The sequence below is a fragment of the Rhodothermales bacterium genome, from assembly GCA_041391505.1.
GTDB lineage: Bacteria > Bacteroidota > Rhodothermia > Rhodothermales > JAHQVL01 > JAWKNW01.
Genome location: JAWKNW010000001.1, coordinates 443314 through 461023, shown reverse-complemented (window position 1 = coordinate 461023; position 17710 = coordinate 443314). Strand labels below are relative to the sequence as shown.

General features: G+C 65.9%; 11 protein-coding genes. 9 read left to right on the top strand and 2 right to left on the bottom strand.

Annotated features, from left to right (window positions below; genetic code table 11):
• Positions 1 to 7 precede the first annotated feature (7 nt).
• The 7 genes from R2834_01830 (at position 8) to R2834_01800 (ending at position 8983) form a co-directional block, all read left to right on the top strand.
• Entirely contained in the window at positions 8 to 1291 is a 1284-nt protein-coding gene (locus R2834_01830; GenBank protein MEZ4699042.1) for an ABC transporter substrate-binding protein, read from the top strand.
• Between the two features lie 146 nt (positions 1292 to 1437).
• On the top strand, positions 1438 to 3201 hold the full coding sequence (locus R2834_01825) for a hypothetical protein (GenBank protein MEZ4699041.1): 1764 nt from the start codon (positions 1438 to 1440) through the stop codon (positions 3199 to 3201).
• Positions 3198 to 4211: a hypothetical protein gene (locus R2834_01820; protein MEZ4699040.1), complete on the top strand. Its 1014-nt coding sequence runs from the start codon at positions 3198 to 3200 to the stop codon at positions 4209 to 4211. The genes R2834_01825 and R2834_01820 overlap by 4 nt, the downstream gene beginning before the upstream one ends.
• A gap of 111 nt (positions 4212 to 4322) precedes the next feature.
• A complete protein-coding gene (locus R2834_01815) occupies positions 4323 to 5138 on the top strand; it encodes a phytanoyl-CoA dioxygenase family protein (protein MEZ4699039.1) in 816 nt (271 codons plus the stop codon).
• Positions 5139 to 5187: 49 nt separating this feature from the next.
• Positions 5188 to 5946, top strand: coding sequence for a phytanoyl-CoA dioxygenase family protein (locus R2834_01810; protein MEZ4699038.1), 759 nt, complete (start codon positions 5188 to 5190; stop codon positions 5944 to 5946).
• A gap of 90 nt (positions 5947 to 6036) precedes the next feature.
• Positions 6037 to 7032, top strand: coding sequence for a cobalamin-independent methionine synthase II family protein (locus tag R2834_01805; GenBank protein ID MEZ4699037.1), 996 nt, complete (start codon positions 6037 to 6039; stop codon positions 7030 to 7032).
• Positions 7033 to 7102: 70 nt separating this feature from the next.
• On the top strand, positions 7103 to 8983 hold the full coding sequence (locus R2834_01800; protein MEZ4699036.1) for a hypothetical protein: 1881 nt from the start codon (positions 7103 to 7105) through the stop codon (positions 8981 to 8983).
• Positions 8984 to 9242: 259 nt separating this feature from the next.
• Here R2834_01800 and R2834_01795 read toward each other — a convergent pair whose 3' ends face one another.
• Both R2834_01795 and R2834_01790 read right to left on the bottom strand, forming a co-directional pair.
• Positions 9243 to 12821: a family 78 glycoside hydrolase catalytic domain gene (locus R2834_01795; protein MEZ4699035.1), complete on the bottom strand. Its 3579-nt coding sequence runs from the start codon at positions 12819 to 12821 to the stop codon at positions 9243 to 9245.
• Between the two features lie 32 nt (positions 12822 to 12853).
• Positions 12854 to 14482, bottom strand: coding sequence for a carboxylesterase family protein (locus tag R2834_01790; GenBank protein ID MEZ4699034.1), 1629 nt, complete (start codon positions 14480 to 14482; stop codon positions 12854 to 12856).
• A gap of 242 nt (positions 14483 to 14724) precedes the next feature.
• Here R2834_01790 and R2834_01785 point away from each other — a divergent pair, with 242 nt between their 5' ends.
• Both R2834_01785 and R2834_01780 read left to right on the top strand, forming a co-directional pair.
• Complete coding sequence (locus R2834_01785; GenBank protein ID MEZ4699033.1) at positions 14725 to 16986, top strand: DUF5916 domain-containing protein; 2262 nt, start codon at positions 14725 to 14727, stop codon at positions 16984 to 16986.
• Between the two features lie 27 nt (positions 16987 to 17013).
• A complete protein-coding gene (locus R2834_01780) occupies positions 17014 to 17703 on the top strand; it encodes a hypothetical protein (protein MEZ4699032.1) in 690 nt (229 codons plus the stop codon).
• The last annotated feature ends 7 nt before the right edge of the window (positions 17704 to 17710 follow it).

Below are 17710 nucleotides of genomic sequence, written 5' to 3'. Positions count from 1 at the left end.
CCGACCGATGCATCCGCTCCGCACATATCGTCTTCTGGGCGTCGCTTTCGCGATGCTGCTGCTCGCCGGCTGCGGGGGCGATGCCGGCGAGACGGGCGATGGGCGGACCGTCATCCGGTTCAATCTGCTCCTCATCAGCGCCGGCCAGGTCGACCATTTCAAGTGGGTCGAGCAGGAATACGAACGCCTGCATCCCGATATCGACGTCGTCTTCGAGCAGTTTCCAGGCAGTTCGCTCAAGGACTTCGAGATCAAGCTTCGGCTGCGCTTCGCGAGCGGCCAGGCGCCCGACATCTTTTTCATCAACGACCGCGTCGTCGCCGAATTCGCGCGCTTCGGGTTGCTGTCGCCGGCGCCGGATTTTATCACCGCGTACGCGGATTCGATGAGCCTCAACCCGGCCATCCGCGATGCGCCGTATTTCGGCGGCGTGTCGTACGGCATCACGAGCGACATCGCGCCGACGGTGCTGTATTACAACAAGGACATGTTTCGCGAAGCCGGCCTCGACCCCGAGCGGCCTCCGCGGACGTGGTCCGAGTTGCTCGACTATGCCGACCGTCTCACGGTTCGGTCGCCCGACGGCGCCATCCAGCGCGCCGGCTTCTCGCTGCGCAAAACAGGCTTCAAGCCGGGGACGGCCGAAAAATGGCTGACCTTCCTGTTTTCGGCGGGAGGCGAGGCGTTCGACGAGGCCGGCACCAGGGCCCTGCTCAACAGTCCCCAGGGGCGCAAGGCCATCGATTTTTACGACCAGGTGCTGTTCAAGCGGCACATCGACGCGGTCACGCTGGAAGGCGACCAGCAGGGGTTCGGGCAGCAGCGGGTCGCCATGTTTTTGCGGGAAGTGCATGTGGTGCGATGGATGCAGGAAAACTATCCGGATATCGACTTCGGCGTCGCCCCGATTCCGGCAGAAGAAGGGTCGTACAGCGCCGGCGGGACGTATATCTGGAGCGTCAGCGGCGACAGCCCGCACCAGGAAGAGGCCTGGCGGCTGATCGATTTCATGATGAGCCACGAGGTGTACGACCGCTACGCGATCGTGGGTGGCGCGCTCCCGACCATCAAGTCGGTCGCCGCGCTGCCGCGTTACCAGGACGACCCGTATCTGCGGACCTTCCTCGCGCAGGATCTCCGCGTCCTCAAACCGTTTCCGCGCATGCAGCAGGCCCTCGAAATCGTCGGCGCCTACATCGAACGTTTCTGTTACGGGCAGATCGCCGCCAACGAGGTGCTGCCGCGGATGGAAGAAGACCTCAACGCGCTACTGGCGCCCAACCGCCCGTGAATGGCATGCAGCGAATTGAACGCGAAATGGGACTCCGAAATCGTCTTTGGATACGATTTTCTCGCCGTCAACCTCGGAGCCTTGCATGGATCCCCGCTTTCGCGGGGATGACGATTGCGGCGGCAGCGCTCGGTTTACTGCTGGCGATGACGACCGCCGTCCCGGCCTCCGCGCAATCCACCCCGGGCGCCTACTCCGAGGCCTACCAGGCGCGGCGGGATTCGTTGATCGCCTTTTATGCGCACCGGGTGCCGGCGACGGACCTGTCCGCCGGCGGCTATTTCGAGATTGCGGCCCGGCTGACGCGCGGGGAGGACATGGACTGGGTGCTGGCCCGCATCGATTCGGTCCTGGCGAAGCCGCCGAGCGGCGACATGTTCTGGATGTTTCCCTTCGTCACCGCCTGGTTCGCCGGCCGCGATACGCTGCCGGCGTCGTACAAGGCCCGGTTGCGGGACCTGTGGCGGACGTACATGCCCTACCGCGGCGATACCGAGAATCACTGGGCGCTCTATTATTCGACCCTCTACCTGATGGCGCAGGAGTACCCGGACGATGCCGGCGACCGGTGGTACAACGGGAAATCGTCGCGCGAAAACATGGCCGAGGCCAAAGAATACCTGACCGAATGGATGCGCCTCGCGACGACGATCGGACAGGGCGAATACGACTCGCCACACTACATCAAGGTCTACATCGCCCCGATGGCGCTTCTCGCGGCGTATGCGATCGACCCCGAGATGCGCCAGCGTGGCCGGATGATGCTGGAGTATGTGATCGCCGACTACGCGGCGGAGAGTCTGGGAGGCTATTACGGCGGCGCGCACAGCCGCATCTACGAACGCGGCGTCACCGAACAATGGCTCTCCGCCTCGCCGCGTTTCGCGTGGCTGATGTGGGGCAACATGCCGTTCGGCCCGAGCGGTGAATCCTACATCCTGGCCCAGAGCGGCTACGAGCCGCCTTACCTGCTGTACCAGATCGCGACGGATCGCGCCACCCCCTACGCGCATCGCGAATTGAAACGCACGCGCCACCGGTGGCGGAACAGCGACGTCCGGAACGCGCCGGTCTACAAGTACACCTGGATGCGCCCCGAATACGTTCTCGGATCGAGCCAGGGCGGGCTCCTCCAGCCGATCCAGCAGGAGACGTGGAGCCTGATGTGGACGGTGGACGATCCGCGGGGCGCGCACAACACATTTTTTACAGTGCAACCCTACTCCAATCCCGAAGAAGGCACCATGTATTTCGCCGAGCATCCCGATATGGTGACGGAGTTGATCGTCCGCTCGAAAAAGGAATATGACGAGCCGACGAAATGGACGGGCGGCTCCCCCTACGAGCAGGTGGCGCAGCACGAGGATGCGTTGATCGCCCTCTACGATATCCCGAAAGGAAACCGGTTTCCGGTGGTGAACGCCTTCTTCTCCCGCGATCTCACGAAGCGGGAGGAAGACCCTTCCGGCTGGATCTTCGCCCGGGGCGGCGACGCGTACATCGCCTTCTTCCCCCTCGCCGGCTATGCCTGGGAGCAAAATGACGCCGGCGACTGGCGATGGTATAGCGGGCAGTTGAAGAACGGCGCCGTCGTCCAGGTGGCGCCGGCCGGCCGCTATGCGTCGTGGGAGGGCTTCAAGGAGGCCGTCCGCGCCCTGCCGCTGCATACCGCGACCGAGCCCGTGCCGGAGGTCTCGTTCACCACACTGGCCGGCGCCCGGCTCCACGCGCGGTATGGCGAGCCCATGACCGTCGATGGAACGCCGCTCGATTACGCCGGCTGGCCGCTGTTCGAGGGGCCGTTCCTGAATGCGGATCGAGGCAGCCAGAAGCTGGAAATCTGCTACGAGCGCGCCTGCCGCGTCCTCGATTTCACCGATCTGACGATCACAGACACGGTAACGCCATGACCCGGATCATCCCAGCCCGGGCGAGGGGCGTACTGCTCGCCGGCCTGCTGGTCGCCGGTTTGGTCGCACCCGCCCGCGCGCAGCACCGGCTCTACGCCGGCCTCATCCAGAACAAGGGCTATGTGGTGGGCGCGCCGCTCACCGACGCCGGCTTCCACGTATTTGCCGGCGACAGCACCTGGACCCATATCGGCTGGAAGATTCCTCGCGTATTCGGGATCGCGTTCGACCCCTCCGACCCGCGCACGATCTATCTGGCGGCCGGCAACGGCCTGCTCCGTTCGTTCGACGGTGGCGCAAGCTGGCGCATCGTGACGGACTGGCGGATCACGGAAGTGCAGGACGTGGAGGTCGATCCGCAGCGGCCCGAACGCATCTACCTCTCGTCGGCCGACGGCGTCTGGCGCTCCCACGATCGCGGCGACACCTGGGCCTTTATCGGCGGCGAGGTGCTGAACCGGTACGTGCAGGCGGTGGAGGTGGATCGCTCCGCATCGGGCCGGCTGCTCGCCGGCGCCGAACACGGCCTGTACCGCTCCGAGGACGACGGCGCGACCTGGACGCGTGTCGCCGAGGTCGACGACGTGATGGATATCCAGCAAAGCGCCAGCGAGCCCGGCGTGTGGCTCGCCGGCATGGCCCGAGGCGGCGTGATGGCCTCCAACGACGGCGGGCGGACGTGGACGCGGGCCCGGGGGCGGACGCAGCAGCAGACATTCTACGGCGTCGCCATCGACCCGGCGAACGCCCGGCGCATGGCCGCCGTGGGCTGGGATACCGGGGTGCTCATCAGCGCCAACGGCGGCCGCACCTGGAAACGCACCGGAGACCGCCTCCCGGTCGACGACTTCTACGAAGTCATCTTCGACCCGGACGTCAGCGGCCGCATCTGGGTCGCCACCGTCGAGGCCGGCATCTTCTACTCGGACGACGATGGAAAACGCTGGACCTCCGCCGGCATGTTCGGGACGCTGGTGTTCGACATGACATTTGCGCCCGCCGCCGATTAACGGCGGGCTGTTTAAGGATTCAGGTTTAACGTCCAAGGATATGGCAACGTATCGCGTGCGACCTGACCCCTTCAAATGCCCTTGAACCATAAACCTTGAACCTTGAACGCGATGCAAGCGCTATTTTCAGGCCCATACCCCGTCTCCGACGAGAAGGTGGCCTTTTTTCGGGAAAACGGGTACGTCCAGTTCGATGACGTGCTCTCGATGGACGAAGTGGAATACCTCCGCGGCGGACTGGCGAAGGCCGTGCAGGAGCGAAAAACGTTGGCGCGTGACCTGGCCGGCGCCACTCCCACCGGCGAGAAGGAAAAGATCCTCCAGATGCTCAACCTGTGGGAGCTGTACCCCGAGGTGAAGGCGTATGTGTTTGGCGAGCGAGTAGCCGGCATCGCGCAGCGGCTGTCGGGCAGTTCGTCGCTGCGCCTGTACCACGATCAGGCGCTGGTGAAGGAGCCGGGGCCGAGCGCTCCTTCGCCGTGGCACCAGGACCAGCCTTATTGGCCGTCGAAGGAGGGCGGCATGTTTTCGTGCTGGATGGCGCTGGACGACGTGACGATCGAACGCGGCTGCATGCAGTTCATCGCCGGATCGCACCGGTGGGGCGAGTTCGAACCGATCTCGTTCGGGCCGGACGGCAAGGCCCTGTTCGATCTCCTCAGCGCCGAGCAGCGCGCGCTGTGGAAGCCGGTCCCCGTGGAGATGAAGGCCGGCAGCTGCACGTTCCACCACGGCCTCACCTTCCATTACGCGAACGCCAACACCACCCAGCAGACGCGACGCGCGTTCGTGACCATCTACATCCCGGAAGGCATCACCTACGCGGCCGATGAAAAGATGGGCAACCCGTTCGACGGCACGATCACCAGCCGAAAGGGCGAACCGCTCCGCGGGACGCGCTTCCCGGTGCTGATCGGGGATGAATAGGGCCGGCAGGATGCCGGACGCGCTCGCCATCAACCAGACGCTCATAACCATGGAATACAAGAACGGGCCGCTCAGCCCGGAACAGCTGGCGCAGTACGAACGCGACGGCTTCCTCGTCGTGCACGGGTTGTTGTCCGATGAAGAGGTGGATCGTTTCGTCGCCTACGAGCAGGAAGCCAAGCCCGCCGGCTGGCGGCAGGACCTCCTGCATCACAAATCCGATCCCGAGTGGCACTACCTCGCCACCCACCCGAACGTGGCGGGCGGCATCGCGCAGATCGTCGGCGGCCGGCCGATGATCGTGCAGACGATGTACCTCGAGAAAAAACCCGCCGGCGACCACGAGGTGGGCGGCAGCGGCGTGGCGCTCCATCAGGACCTGCACTACCTGCCCTGCGAGCCGGCGACGCTGACGGCATGCTGGCTCGCCCTGGGCGACACCGACGCCGAAAACGGCGGCCTCTGCGTGGTGCCGGGCAGCCACAAGCGCGGTCTGTACCGGACGCACAAGAACCAGAATGCGGACGAGCACGACGCGTGGGAAATGGACTACCCGATGCGCGACCGGAACGGCCGTGAGTGGGTCGAGAAGATGTACTCCTTCGAGATCGAGGACATCCGGCCGGAGGAGATCGTTCGCCTGACGGTCCCGAAAGGCGGCGGCGTCTTTTTCGACGGCCACACGATCCACGGATCGTACGGCAACCGGTCGAAGGTCCGCTACCGCCGCGCGTGGGCCGTGCACTACCTGAAGGAAGGCAGCTGGATGAACCGCTGCGACGTCCAGGACGTCATGCCGGCGCTGTAACGTCTTGCCGCCAGGTGGCGATCGCCACCCGCCTCCACGACGTCCCGCCGGGGCGTCACGCTGTAAACCATCTACCCGAAACTGATTATCGTGATTAAAACAACCGTCGTAGGTAGCTACCCGATCATCGACTGGCTCGTGGCCGCGCCCAGCCAGCAGGCCCTCAACGACGCCACGAGCGTCGTCCTCAAAACCCAGGAACTCGCCGGCCTCGACGTCATCGCCGACGGCGAGCTGTACCGCTTCGACATCAACCATCCCGAAACGAACGGGATGATCGAGTACTTCGTGAAGCCGCTGGAAGGGATCCGGAGCCGGGTCACTCGCAAGGACGCCGAGGATTTTCGGAAGAAGCAGGGGATGGGCTTTCGCACGAAGCCAGCCGCCGTCGTCGAGGGGCCGCTCGGGGAGGGGATGCTCAATCTGGTGGACGACTACCGCCGCGTCCGCCGGCTCACCGCTACGCCGCTCAAGTTCACCGTCACCGGGCCGCACATGCTCAGCAAGACGCTGCTCGACCATCACTACAGCGACGTTCCGGAGCTGGCGCACGCCCTCGCAGGCGTGATCGCCGCGCAGATCCGCGAGATCGACGCCGAGATCGTGCAGCTCGACGAAGCCAACATCACGGGCTCACCCGAGGAGGCCGACTGGGCCGCCAGCGCGCTCAACGTCATGCTCGACGCCGTGCCGAACACGCCGGCGGTGCACATGTGCTTCGGCAACTACGGCGGGCAGTCGATCCAGAAGGGCCACTGGCAGTCGCTCATCGGCTACATCAATCAGTTGCACACCGACCACATGGTGCTCGAGTTCGCCTACCGCGGCGAGGAAGAGCTGGCCTATCTGAACGACGTCCGCCCTGAAATTGGCCTCGGCATCGGCGTGATCGACATCAAAAAAACCGTCGTCGAGTCGCCCGAACTCGTCGCCCGCCGGATCGAAGCCGCCGCGAAGGCCGTCGGCGTCGAACGCATCCGGTACGTCCACCCCGACTGCGGCTTCTGGATGCTCAAACGCTCCATTGCCGATGCGAAGATGCGCGCGCTGGTGAAGGGGAGAGATCTGTTTGAAGGCAAGCCGTAAATCGTAAATCGAAGATCGCAAAACATGCATTACCGGGCCGCAAGATGAGAACCGCCTGGCAGGCAACGGCATGATGGGAATCGGACTGATGTACGATGTACGATTTGCGATCCCCGATCCGCCCGACCTGCGTTTCCTCAACCCGCTCGACTACGCCGTCATCGGTCTCTACCTGCTCCTCGTCGCCGGCGCGGGGGTGTATGTGGCGCGGTTCAATCGGGACACGGGGGATTACTTCAAGGGGGGCGGGCGGATACCCTGGGGGCTGTCGATGGTGTCGCTGTTCATCTCGGGGTTTTCGGCGTTCATGTTTGTCGGGGCCGCCGGGGTGACGTACAAGGACGGGGGCGGCGCCCTGGTGCTATTTACGCTGGCGGCGCCCGCGTACCTGCTCGGGTGGGCGGTGTACGGTCCGCTCTGGCGGCGGACGCGCATCGACACGCCGATGGAGTTTCTGAGCCGGCGGTTTTCGACGAGCACGACCTACTTCTACACGCTCCTCGCCGTCGTGCCCAACGTGCTGACGCTGGGCATCCTCATCTACACCCTGTGCATCTTCGTCTCCACGGCGCTGGGTTTCAACGCGGCGACGTTCGACCTCGGCGTGGCGCAGGTCAACGGCTTCCAGCTTTCGATCCTCGCGACCGGCGGCGTGATGGTGATCTATACCCTGTTCGGCGGGCTCTGGGCAGTGATGGTGACGGACGCGCTCCAGTTTGTCATCCTCCTGCTCGTCACGCTGCTTCTGCTCCCGATCGCCTATGTCTTTCTGGGGGATGGCAGCCTGACCGCCGGCATCGCCCGCCTCGCGCGGGATGCGCCGGAGGGGTATTTCGACCTGTCGCTGACGGGCCGGCCGGCGCTGTTCTGGGGCGCGTATCTGGTCAACATCGTGATGGGCTACAACGTCAACTGGCACATTGCGCAGCGCTATTACAGCGTCCCCAACGAGCGCGACACGCGGAAGATGGCGCTCTGGTGCGCCGGCCTCGGCCTGGTCCTCCCCCTGATGTGGATCCTCCCCGTGATGGCGACGCCCATCCTGTTTCCCGACATGGCGTCGCTCTGGCCCGAGCTCCGCGAGCCGTCGGAGGCGGCGTTCGTCACCCTCGCCCTTGCCGTCCTGCCGCACGGACTGCTCGGGTTTATGGTGGCGGCCATCTTCGCCGCCACGATGAGTTCGGTGGATACGACGATCAACTGGCTCTCCGCCGTCGTGACGCACGACGCGTATGTGCCGGTTGCGCGCCGGCTGCGGGGCCAGGCCCCGTCCGATCGCGCGCAGCTGGTCTTTGCGCGGGGCGCCGTGGCCGTGATGGGGATCTTCGCCATCTGGATGGCGCTGACGATGGAGCGGTACGGCGGGGCGTTCGACGTCTACCTGCGCGCCGATTCGCTCTACCGGCCGGCGATGTTCGTGCCGTTGATGCTCGGGCTTGTCATCACGCGCACGCCGTGGTGGTCCGGCATGGCCTCGTTCGGCGCCGGCGTCGTCGCGATCTTTGCGGCGGCCATGGCGGCGAATCATGCGCAGGGCATCCCGGTGGATTCGTTCGGGGCCTTTTTTACGCCGCTCACCGTCCATGTCGCCGGGTTGGAGCTGGGGCGGTATGAGATGAACACGCTCGTCGGCGTCGGCGTGAGCGCACTCGTTTTTCTCGGGTCGATGGTCTTCAAGCGGCGTCCGGCATGGTACGCGGCGCGTGTCGAAGCCCTGGAGGCTGATTTGAAGACGCCGGTGCTGGATTCGGGCGAGCCGGCGGATCTGCGAGGTGCGCGCGCGTACCGGCTTGCCGGCCGGCTCACGTTGGTCATGGGAGGGCTGCTCCTGCTCATCGCGGTGGCGCTGCCGGATGGGCGGTGGCTCAATGCCGCCGGCGGAGTGCTGGGGCTGGCCATCGGCGGCGCGCTGATCGGCTTCGTAGGCCGGTATCGCCCCGGGCAGCGGTGATGGGCTGACTGCCTGTCGCGCAGATACAGGCACTTCGCGGTAATCGCGCAAAAGCCCAGCCCACGCCTGGCCCCCCACGCCTGGCCCCCCAAAAACATAGCCCCCACGCTTCAGCGTGGGGGGCGGAATGCGCGAGGAAGCGACGTTGAATGCAGGCCGGGAGGTCCCTCGGCACGCCCCGCGTGAACGCGTGGCGGCTCGGGATGACGTTGGGACTCGACACGCCCGGCGTGAACGCGTGGCGGCTCGGGATGACGTTTTAGCGCACCACGAACGTATATGCGCCCGGCGCCAGCTCGTAGACCACCCGATCGGCTTCCATCCCCACCCAACGCGCCCCGGTCAGGTCTCCCGAGACGGCTTGAGGCGACGCCGCCGGCAGCCGCAGCGTGGCCGTCGTGTTGGCCGGCACGGTAAACCGGTAGGTCACACCGGTGCCCGACCGCTCCCAGGCGCTCTCGATCCGCCCGTAGACCGCGTCGTAGTGGCCGCGCGCCCAGGTCATGGCGCCGGTAGGATCGGGCGTCGGCTGGAGGATGAAGTGCCGGAACCCCGGCGCGGACGCGTCGCGCTGGATGCCGAGCGAATAGTTGTACATCCAGGCCCCCACGGCCCCGAAGGAGTAGTGGTTGAACGAGTTCATGCTGTTGTTGCCGCCGAAGCCATTCTCGATCGTGTAGGAATTCAGACGCTCCCAGATCGTCGTCGCGCCCTGGTCGACGGGGTAGAGCCAGGAGGGGTAGGACGTCTGCTGGAGCAGCCGGTACGCCGCCTCGTCGTATCCGTAATCCGACAGGGCTTTGCTGATCCACGCCGTCCCGATAAACCCGGTCATCAGCGAATACGCCGGCCGCGTCGCGCCGCTGTCGTCGACATTTTCCCGCATCACCGACTCGGCGAGGAGGCGGGCGGCGTGCGGAGCGTTTTCCTCGCTGAACACGCCCAGCGCGAGGGGTACGGCATAGGAGACCTGCGTGTCGATCACGTCGCCGGCGGCCCTGGGCGCGCCGCCGCCGAAGCCGCGTGTCTGGAAGCCCGAGGCGATCGTCCGATGCGTGGCCGGGTCCACATACGTCGCGTTGAAGTGCGCCTTGCGTTCGGCGCGACGTTGCCAGTACCGGCCGGCGTCGTCGTCGCGCCCGAGCGCCTCGGCCATGCGGGCCGCCAGTTCCAGGTCGAAAATCTGGTAGGCGGTCCACAGCAGCGTGTTGTCGTTTTTGTTGCCCTCCGGGCTCAACCAGTCGCCGAGCGGTCCTTCGTTCAGAACACCGGTGGCGGGATCGATCCGTGTGTCGAGGAACGCCAGGTAGCGCTGAACGGCTTCGAAATGCTCGGCGAGCAGGTCGAGGTCGCCATACTGCTGGAAGGCTTCCCAGGCCACCGTGACGCCGGCGCTGCCCCAGAGGGTGCCGCCAAACCCGCCGCCCATCGGGGCGACATCGGTGAAGCGCCCATCGGCGCGCTGGACGTCGCGCATACCGAGCAGGTGTCGGCGCAGGAAGGGATTGGCGTGGGCCAGATAGGTTGCCGAGCGGGCGAACACGCTGATGTCGCCGCTCCAGCCCATCCGCTCGTTGCGGGCCGGCGTGTCGGTCGGGATCGACAGGAAGTTGCCGCGCATCGACCAGGTGATGTTCTGCCAGAGCCGGTTGACCTTCGGGTTCGACGTTTCGTAGATCGACGCCAGCCGGTCGATGCTGCTCACCACGTTGCCGCGCACCGCGGTCAGCGGGAGCGCCTCGTCGATGCCCGTGATCTCGAGGTAGCGGAAGCCGTGGAAGGTGAACCGGGGCCGGATCGTTTCGTCGCCCCCCTTCATGATGTGGATGTCCTGGGTGAGCGCGGCGCGGATGTTTTCCAGCATGATCATCCCGACGTTGTCGCCGTGCTCGGGCAGGTTGGGATAGAGGACCTCCGCATACCGCAGCGTGACGGGCTGGCCGGCCGTACCGCCCACGATATCGATCTCGGGAAAGCCCACCATGTTCTGGCCCATGTCATAGACAAACACACCGGGGCGCACCTCGTTCACCCGCTCCGCCACCCGCTGCATCACGATGGTGGGGTTTTCGCCGAACTGGGCGACGAGCGCGAAGTCGTCGTAGTTGAGCGTCTCGTTCTGGAATGCCGTGCCGTCCAGCGGGACTTCCACGGCCGGCTTCCAGCCGGCGCCGGCGTAGCCCGGGGTGTCCCAGCCGGCGACGGCCGCTTCCCGCGTCGCGTCGTAGATCTCGCCCTGGAAGAAGCTGCCATACCGCACCGGTCCGTCGTTGTAGAACGACCAGGTTTCGGGCCGCGTCGTGACAACGTCGGTGGTCCCATCCGCATAGGTCACGACCAATCGGGCGAGCAGGGACTGCCGGTCCCCGAAATAATTCCAGTTCTGGCCGCTGAACGTGATGTTGCCGCTCCACCAGCCCTCGGCCAGCATCGCGCCGAGCGCATTGTTGCCGGCGGATACCTGATCGGTCACATCGTACGTCTGGTACATGTGATGCCGGTTGTACTGCGTGAGGCCGGGGTTGAAGTAGTCTTCGCCCACGCGCTCGCCGTTGAGGTACATCTCGTAAATGCCCCGGGCCGTCACATAAAGCCGGGCGCGTGCGATGGGCTTGGATGCCGCGTCGAATTCGGTGCGCAGCATCGGCATGGCGTTCCGGCTCGGGTCGGCGGTGATGAGGCGCCCCGCGCTGCCGCCGTCGACGGTATACGCGCCGCCGGCGATCTGGAGGCCCGCCTCGCCGGCGAAGAGCCCGCTGTAGTCGCTCGCGGCCAGATCCTCGCTAAACAGCGGATTCGACGGCTCGCGGTAGTTCCGCACCACCACCTCGGAGAACCGCGCCTTCTGGCCCGCCGGCATCCGGAAACCGATTTCCGCTACCATCGGGAAGCTGATGAAGTTGTTGCCGCTGCCGACGGGGTTCAGATTCAGGGCCGCCCTGTTGCCGCCCGGGCCGCCGCCGCCCTGGGTCGGTGCGTCGCTCAGGGTGATCTGATGCGCCGGATCCACGGCGTCGATGTAGATCATGAAGAGCCCGAAGTTGCACTCGACGAAGACCCGGTGCGGGGCGTAGGCGTTGGCCGCGCTGATCACCTCCAGCGGGATATCGTACGACTTGAAGGGCGTCTGGGGGCTGTCGCTCGGATGGTACCCGGCGCGGTAGACATGCAGGGCTGCCCGCCCGCCCGGCTGCTGCAGCCCCGCGATGTCCAGCTCGATCGCCACGTAGCTCTCATCCTCGCGGTTTTCGATGCCGAACAGGTTCTTGTCCGCGTCCATCAGCCGGCTGTCGTTGGCCCCGAAAACCAGGCCGGCGCGCGTCGACCTCGCGCCTTCGTCCAGCTGGACGACATAATCGAGTTTGTAGACCGAGAAATAGGACGCCTGAAACGGCAGGTCCTCGTCGCCACCGCCGATCCACGTCGCCCCGTCCCACGCGGCGATATCCGGGTTCATCAACCCCGTCTCGAACCACGAGGACGCGGTGGATCGCCCGCCGAGGTTGTCCCACACCGTCACGGTCCAGATGTAACGCGTCTCGGGCTGGAGCGGCATGCCGGCGTACACGATGCCGTGCGAGATTCCCCCGCCGATCCGCTCCGAGTCCCACATCGCGGCGCCCGACGCATCGTGGACGACGACCCGGTACGCCGTCTGCATGAGCCCCCGCGTGGCGTCCTGCGCGGTCATGCGCCAGCTGAAGCGGGGACGCGCGATATCCAGCCCGAGAGGGGTCTCCATGTACTCGGTCTGGAGCCCCTCGACGAGGGCCGGCGCGGCGGACGCCGTGGCAAAGGACAGACTGAGCGCCAGAATGAGGAGGCGGATAAAACGCATGATGGAGCGGGATGGGGGATCAGGAAAGGCTGTTATTGCGCGGTCATATAGAGGCGGTCGAGCACGCGGTAACGGGCCGCGTTCATCTCGGGTTCGGCGCGGGTGACGGCGTCGATGCGCATAACCTGCGGCGCGCCGCCGGCGTTGAGCGCCGGCCACGCCGGCACGCCGAGGCCGTTCGGGTTGCCGGTCTTGACGAAGTTCGCATAATAGGCCATAAAGATGGCGGAAACCGTGAAGTCCTCCGGCTGCCAGTCGTACACCCGGTTTGTCGATAGATTGCCCATCGCGTATTCGATGTCGGCCGAGTGGACGGCGCCCGTGGCCGGCGGCGGGCGGTTTGCCCGGGCGGCTTCGCCCCGGACGACCCCGCCGGCCAGACCGGCCACGGCGTCACCCATTTCAGGCCGCATGGCCGGACGCGGCCGGGCGTACATGTAGCGGTACACCGGCTGCCCGGTGCGGCTGTGCAGATCGGCCCACTTCCAGGTGCTGAACCCGATGAAGCGGTCGCTCGCGAGATCGGTGGCCACCTGGATCACATCGGCATCGGAGAGCGGGCGGTACACGTCGAGCACGGCGTCGGCGTGGTCGCCATAGAGGGCGCGGACGACCTCCGTGTAGTTGGCGACGGTCGGCTCGCGGTTGGCCAAGAGCGCCTGCCAGCCCATCTCCTGCGAATTCCAGCCGATGAGCAGGGGCACCCGGGCCTGCTCGCCACGGGTGTAAAGGGCGGCGGGGGACTCGGGGATGAGATACCCGTCGATGCTCGACGTGAAATGCGCCGGATTGAGCGTGGCCGTGGCTTCGAGGATCTGGTCTGCCGGGATGGCCCGCAGCGCCGCCAGCGACGCGGCGCCCTGCGCGGCGGCGAAAGCCTCGCCCTTCGCTTCGACCTCCGCGCGCGGTTCGGCGGCGAGCGTGCCCATGAGCGATCCGCTCGACGCGATGGCGCCGGCGATGAGGTCTTTCGTCTGCGGCGACATCATCATCGCGCTGACCGACACCGAGCCGGCCGACTCGCCGGCGATCGTCACCCGATCCGGGTCGCCGCCGAACGCCGCGATGTTGTCGCGCACCCATTCCAGCGCCGCCTTCTGGTCGAGGTAGCCGTAGTTGCCCGAGGCGCGGTTCGGCGACTCGGCCGTCAGTTCGGGGTGCGCGAAGAAGCCGAAGATGTTGAGCCGGTAGTTGGCCGTAAGCGAGACGATGCCCTCGCGCGCGATGCGCTCGCCGTCGTACCGGGGCTCGGAGCCGTCGCCGGTGAAGAGGCCGCCGCCGTAGAAATAGACCAGCACGGGGAGGCGATCGTCGGGCGAGGTCGCGGGCGTCCAGACGTTCAGGTACAGGCAGTCCTCGCTCATGTCGTCCGAGCGGAAGTTCATGTCGCCGAAGAGCGGCCGCTGCATGCAGCGGGGACCGAAGCGATCGGTTTTCCGGACGCCGTCCCACCCCTCGGCGGGCTGCGGCTCGCGCCAGCGCAGATCGCCGACCGGCGGCTGCGCGAACGGAATGCCCTTGAAGGCGCGCACGCCGGATTCCGAAACGCCCTCGACGAGGCCCTGCGCGGTGCGGACGGTCAGGGGAGGCGTGTTCGACTGGGCGCCGGCCCGGTAGGCCACGATCAAGGTCATGACCAGGAGAAGGGAGACGAGTTTCATCGGTGCAGAGAGAGCATGGTGAGCTTCACGAACGGCCGCCGGATTTGCGCGCACATTCAGGTATTTCCCCCGAAATTAACCCCCTGCAAGCAGAAATGCAGATACCCGGTCCCCGGGATTGTGTATCTTGCACGCATTCCAGACGTGCTTCCCTGGCGGGAGGCCGCGTGCCGGCCCCATACGGCGTAAAACGCGAAACGTCTCAGTGGCCTTCTTACCCCATTTGTACCCCATTCTTGTCCATGCGTACGTTGTATCGATTGACGGGTGTTCTCTGTCTGGTTGTATGTGTCGGGTTTGTCGGAGCAGGGCGCGCCGTAGCGCAGCCGGCGGCTTCCTACCGTGCGCCCGAAACCATGGCGCCGGTGGCCAAGGCGATGAAGGCCGCCACCCTGCCCGCCATCGATGGGAATGTGCTCGGCGACCCGGCGTGGCGCGACGCCCCCCAGATTGCCGGCTTCAGCCAGACCACCCCCGACGAAGGGCAACCGGCGACCGAGGAGACGATCGTCCGCGTGGTGTATACCAATGATATGCTGTATGTCGGCGTCGTTTGCTACGACCGATCGCCCGATCAGATCATCGTGGCGGACAGCCGGCGCGACGCGGCGCTTGACGACATGGACAGCTTTCGGATGGTGCTGGATACCTATCGGGACCTCCAGAACGGCTTCATCTTCGGGACGAATCCCGCCGGCGTCGAATACGACGCGCAGGTCAGCAACGAGGGCTCGGGCGGCGGCTTTGCCGGCGGGCCGCGCGCGCAGGCCGGCTCGGGCGGCGGCGTCAACGTCAACTGGGACGGCTCGTGGACAGTCCAGACCGAAATCGGCGATTACGGCTGGAGCGCCGAGTTCGCCATCCCATTCCGAACCCTCCGGTTCACGAGCGGCGAGGCGCAGGTGTGGGGCGTCAATTTCCAGCGCACCATCCGCCGCATGCGCGAGAAGGCGTTCTGGGCCCCGCTGCCCCGGCAGTTCGATCTGCCGCGCGTTTCCCTCGCCGGCACCCTCGAGGGGCTCGACATCCCGGACCCGCGCAACCTCCAGATCACCCCCTACGTCCTGGCGCAGGGCGGCCGCGACGTGCCGGTCGATGCGTTCGAGCGGGTAGGCCCCGACGCCGATTTTGGCGTCGATCTCAAATACAGCCTCACGACCAGCCTCACGCTGGATGCGACCTACAACACCGACTTTGCGCAGGTGGAGGCAGACGAACAGCAGATCAACCTCGACCGCTTCAACCTGTTTTTTCCGGAAAAAAGGCCGTTTTTCCTCGAGAACGCCGGCATCTTCTCCGCCGGCCAGCCCGGCTCGGTGGAGCTGTTTTTCAGCCGGCGGATCGGCATCGGGCCCAACGGGGAGGCAGTCCCGATCGTCGGCGGCGCGCGCGTGTCGGGCGATGCGGCCGGGATGAAGATCGGCTTTCTCAACATGCAGACGGCGCAGATCGGCGAAGCCGGCATCCCCGGAAATAACTTCGGGGTCGCGCGCGTCCGGCGCGAGCTGCGCAACCGCTCGTTTATCGGCGGCCTGTTCACCAACCGGCAGGGCGTCGGCGACTTCGCCGGCACGGACGACTACAACCGCCTCGTCTCGATCGACGGGCAGCTGGGCATCGGACGCTACGGCTCGGTGTCGGGATTCCTGGCGCGCAGCGTCACGCCGGGGTTGTCGGACGATCAGTACGCCTTCCGGATCGGCACGGGCTACAACTCGGAACGCTGGCTGCTCGACGCCGGCTACGTCGAGGTGGCGCAGAACTTCAACCCGGAAGTCGGCTTTCTCCAGCGAACGGCCTACCGCTCCGGCAATGTGCTGATCTTCCATCGCTACCGGCCCGACTTCTTCGGTTTCCATGAGCTGCGCCCCCACATCAGCTACACGGGGTACTGGGGATTCGACGATTTCTACGAAAGCGGCTTCATGCATATCGACAACCACTGGGAATGGGCCAGCGGGTTCGAGATTCATACCGGCATGAACATCACCCACGAAGGCGTGCGGGAGGATTTTACGATCCTCGACGACGTGGTCGTGCCGGCCGGATCCTACGACCATCAGGAAGCCATGCTGGTCGCCCTCACCGATCAGGGCAAGGCGGTGAGCGGACGCATGCAGGCGGTCATCGGCGGGTTTTTCGGCGGCGATCGCGTGGCGCTTTCGCCGACCCTTCGGTTGCGCTCGGGCGACCGGTTTAACTCCGAGTGGAGCCTGAGCCGCAACATCGTCGACCTGCCCGGGGGGCGGTTCACGACCAACCTGTTCCGGGTGCGGCTGTCCTATTCGTTTACGCCGAGCCTCTACGTGCAGTCGCTCGTCCAGTACAACGATGCGGCCGACCTGTGGTCCGCCAACTTCCGGTTCGGCTGGGTCCAGACCGCCGGCACCGGCCTGTTCATCGTCTTCAACCAGACGAACGGGTTCGACAGGTTGCTCCTCCCGGGCGTCGACAGTCAGACCGTCGTCGTCAAATACAGCCGATTGTTCAACGTACTCCACTGAACCCTCCATCATCCCACGGTAGAAACCATGCATCGAACGCACGCACTCCTTCTTTTAGCCGGTCTGCTCGCCGCGTCGGTCACCCTTGGCTGCGGCGACCAGCAGACCTCCAGCGCCGCTGAAATGAACGCCGACGCCACGCCTGCGTCAGACCTCGGCTTCTTCATCACGAGCGCCGGCCCAGGCGACGGCGCAAACCTCGGCGGCCTGGCCGGCGCCGACGCCCACTGCCAGACGCTCGCCGCCGCGGCCGGAGCGGGGGACAAGACCTGGCGCGCCTACCTGAGCGCCCACGCGGCCGACGGCCAGCCGGCGGTGAACGCCCGCGACCGGATCGGCATGGGCCCCTGGATGAATGCGAAGGGCGTCGTTGTGGCCACGAGCGTGGAGGACCTCCACAGCGAAAACAACAAGCTCAGCAAGGAGAATTCCCTGACTGAAACGGGCATGGTCGTCAACGGCCGTGGCGATACGCCGAACCAGCACGATATCCTCACCGGTTCGCAGCTCGACGGCACCGTCTTCCCGGACGGCGACCACACCTGCGGCAACTGGACCAGCAACGGCGATGGCAGCGCGCAGGTCGGGCATCACGACCGACAGGGCGGCGGCGACAATCCGACGTCGTGGAATGCGGCGCACGGGTCCCGCGGCTGCAGCCAGGACAACCTGATCGCCACCGGTGGGAACGGCTATTTTTACTGCTTCGCGATGTAAGACGCAC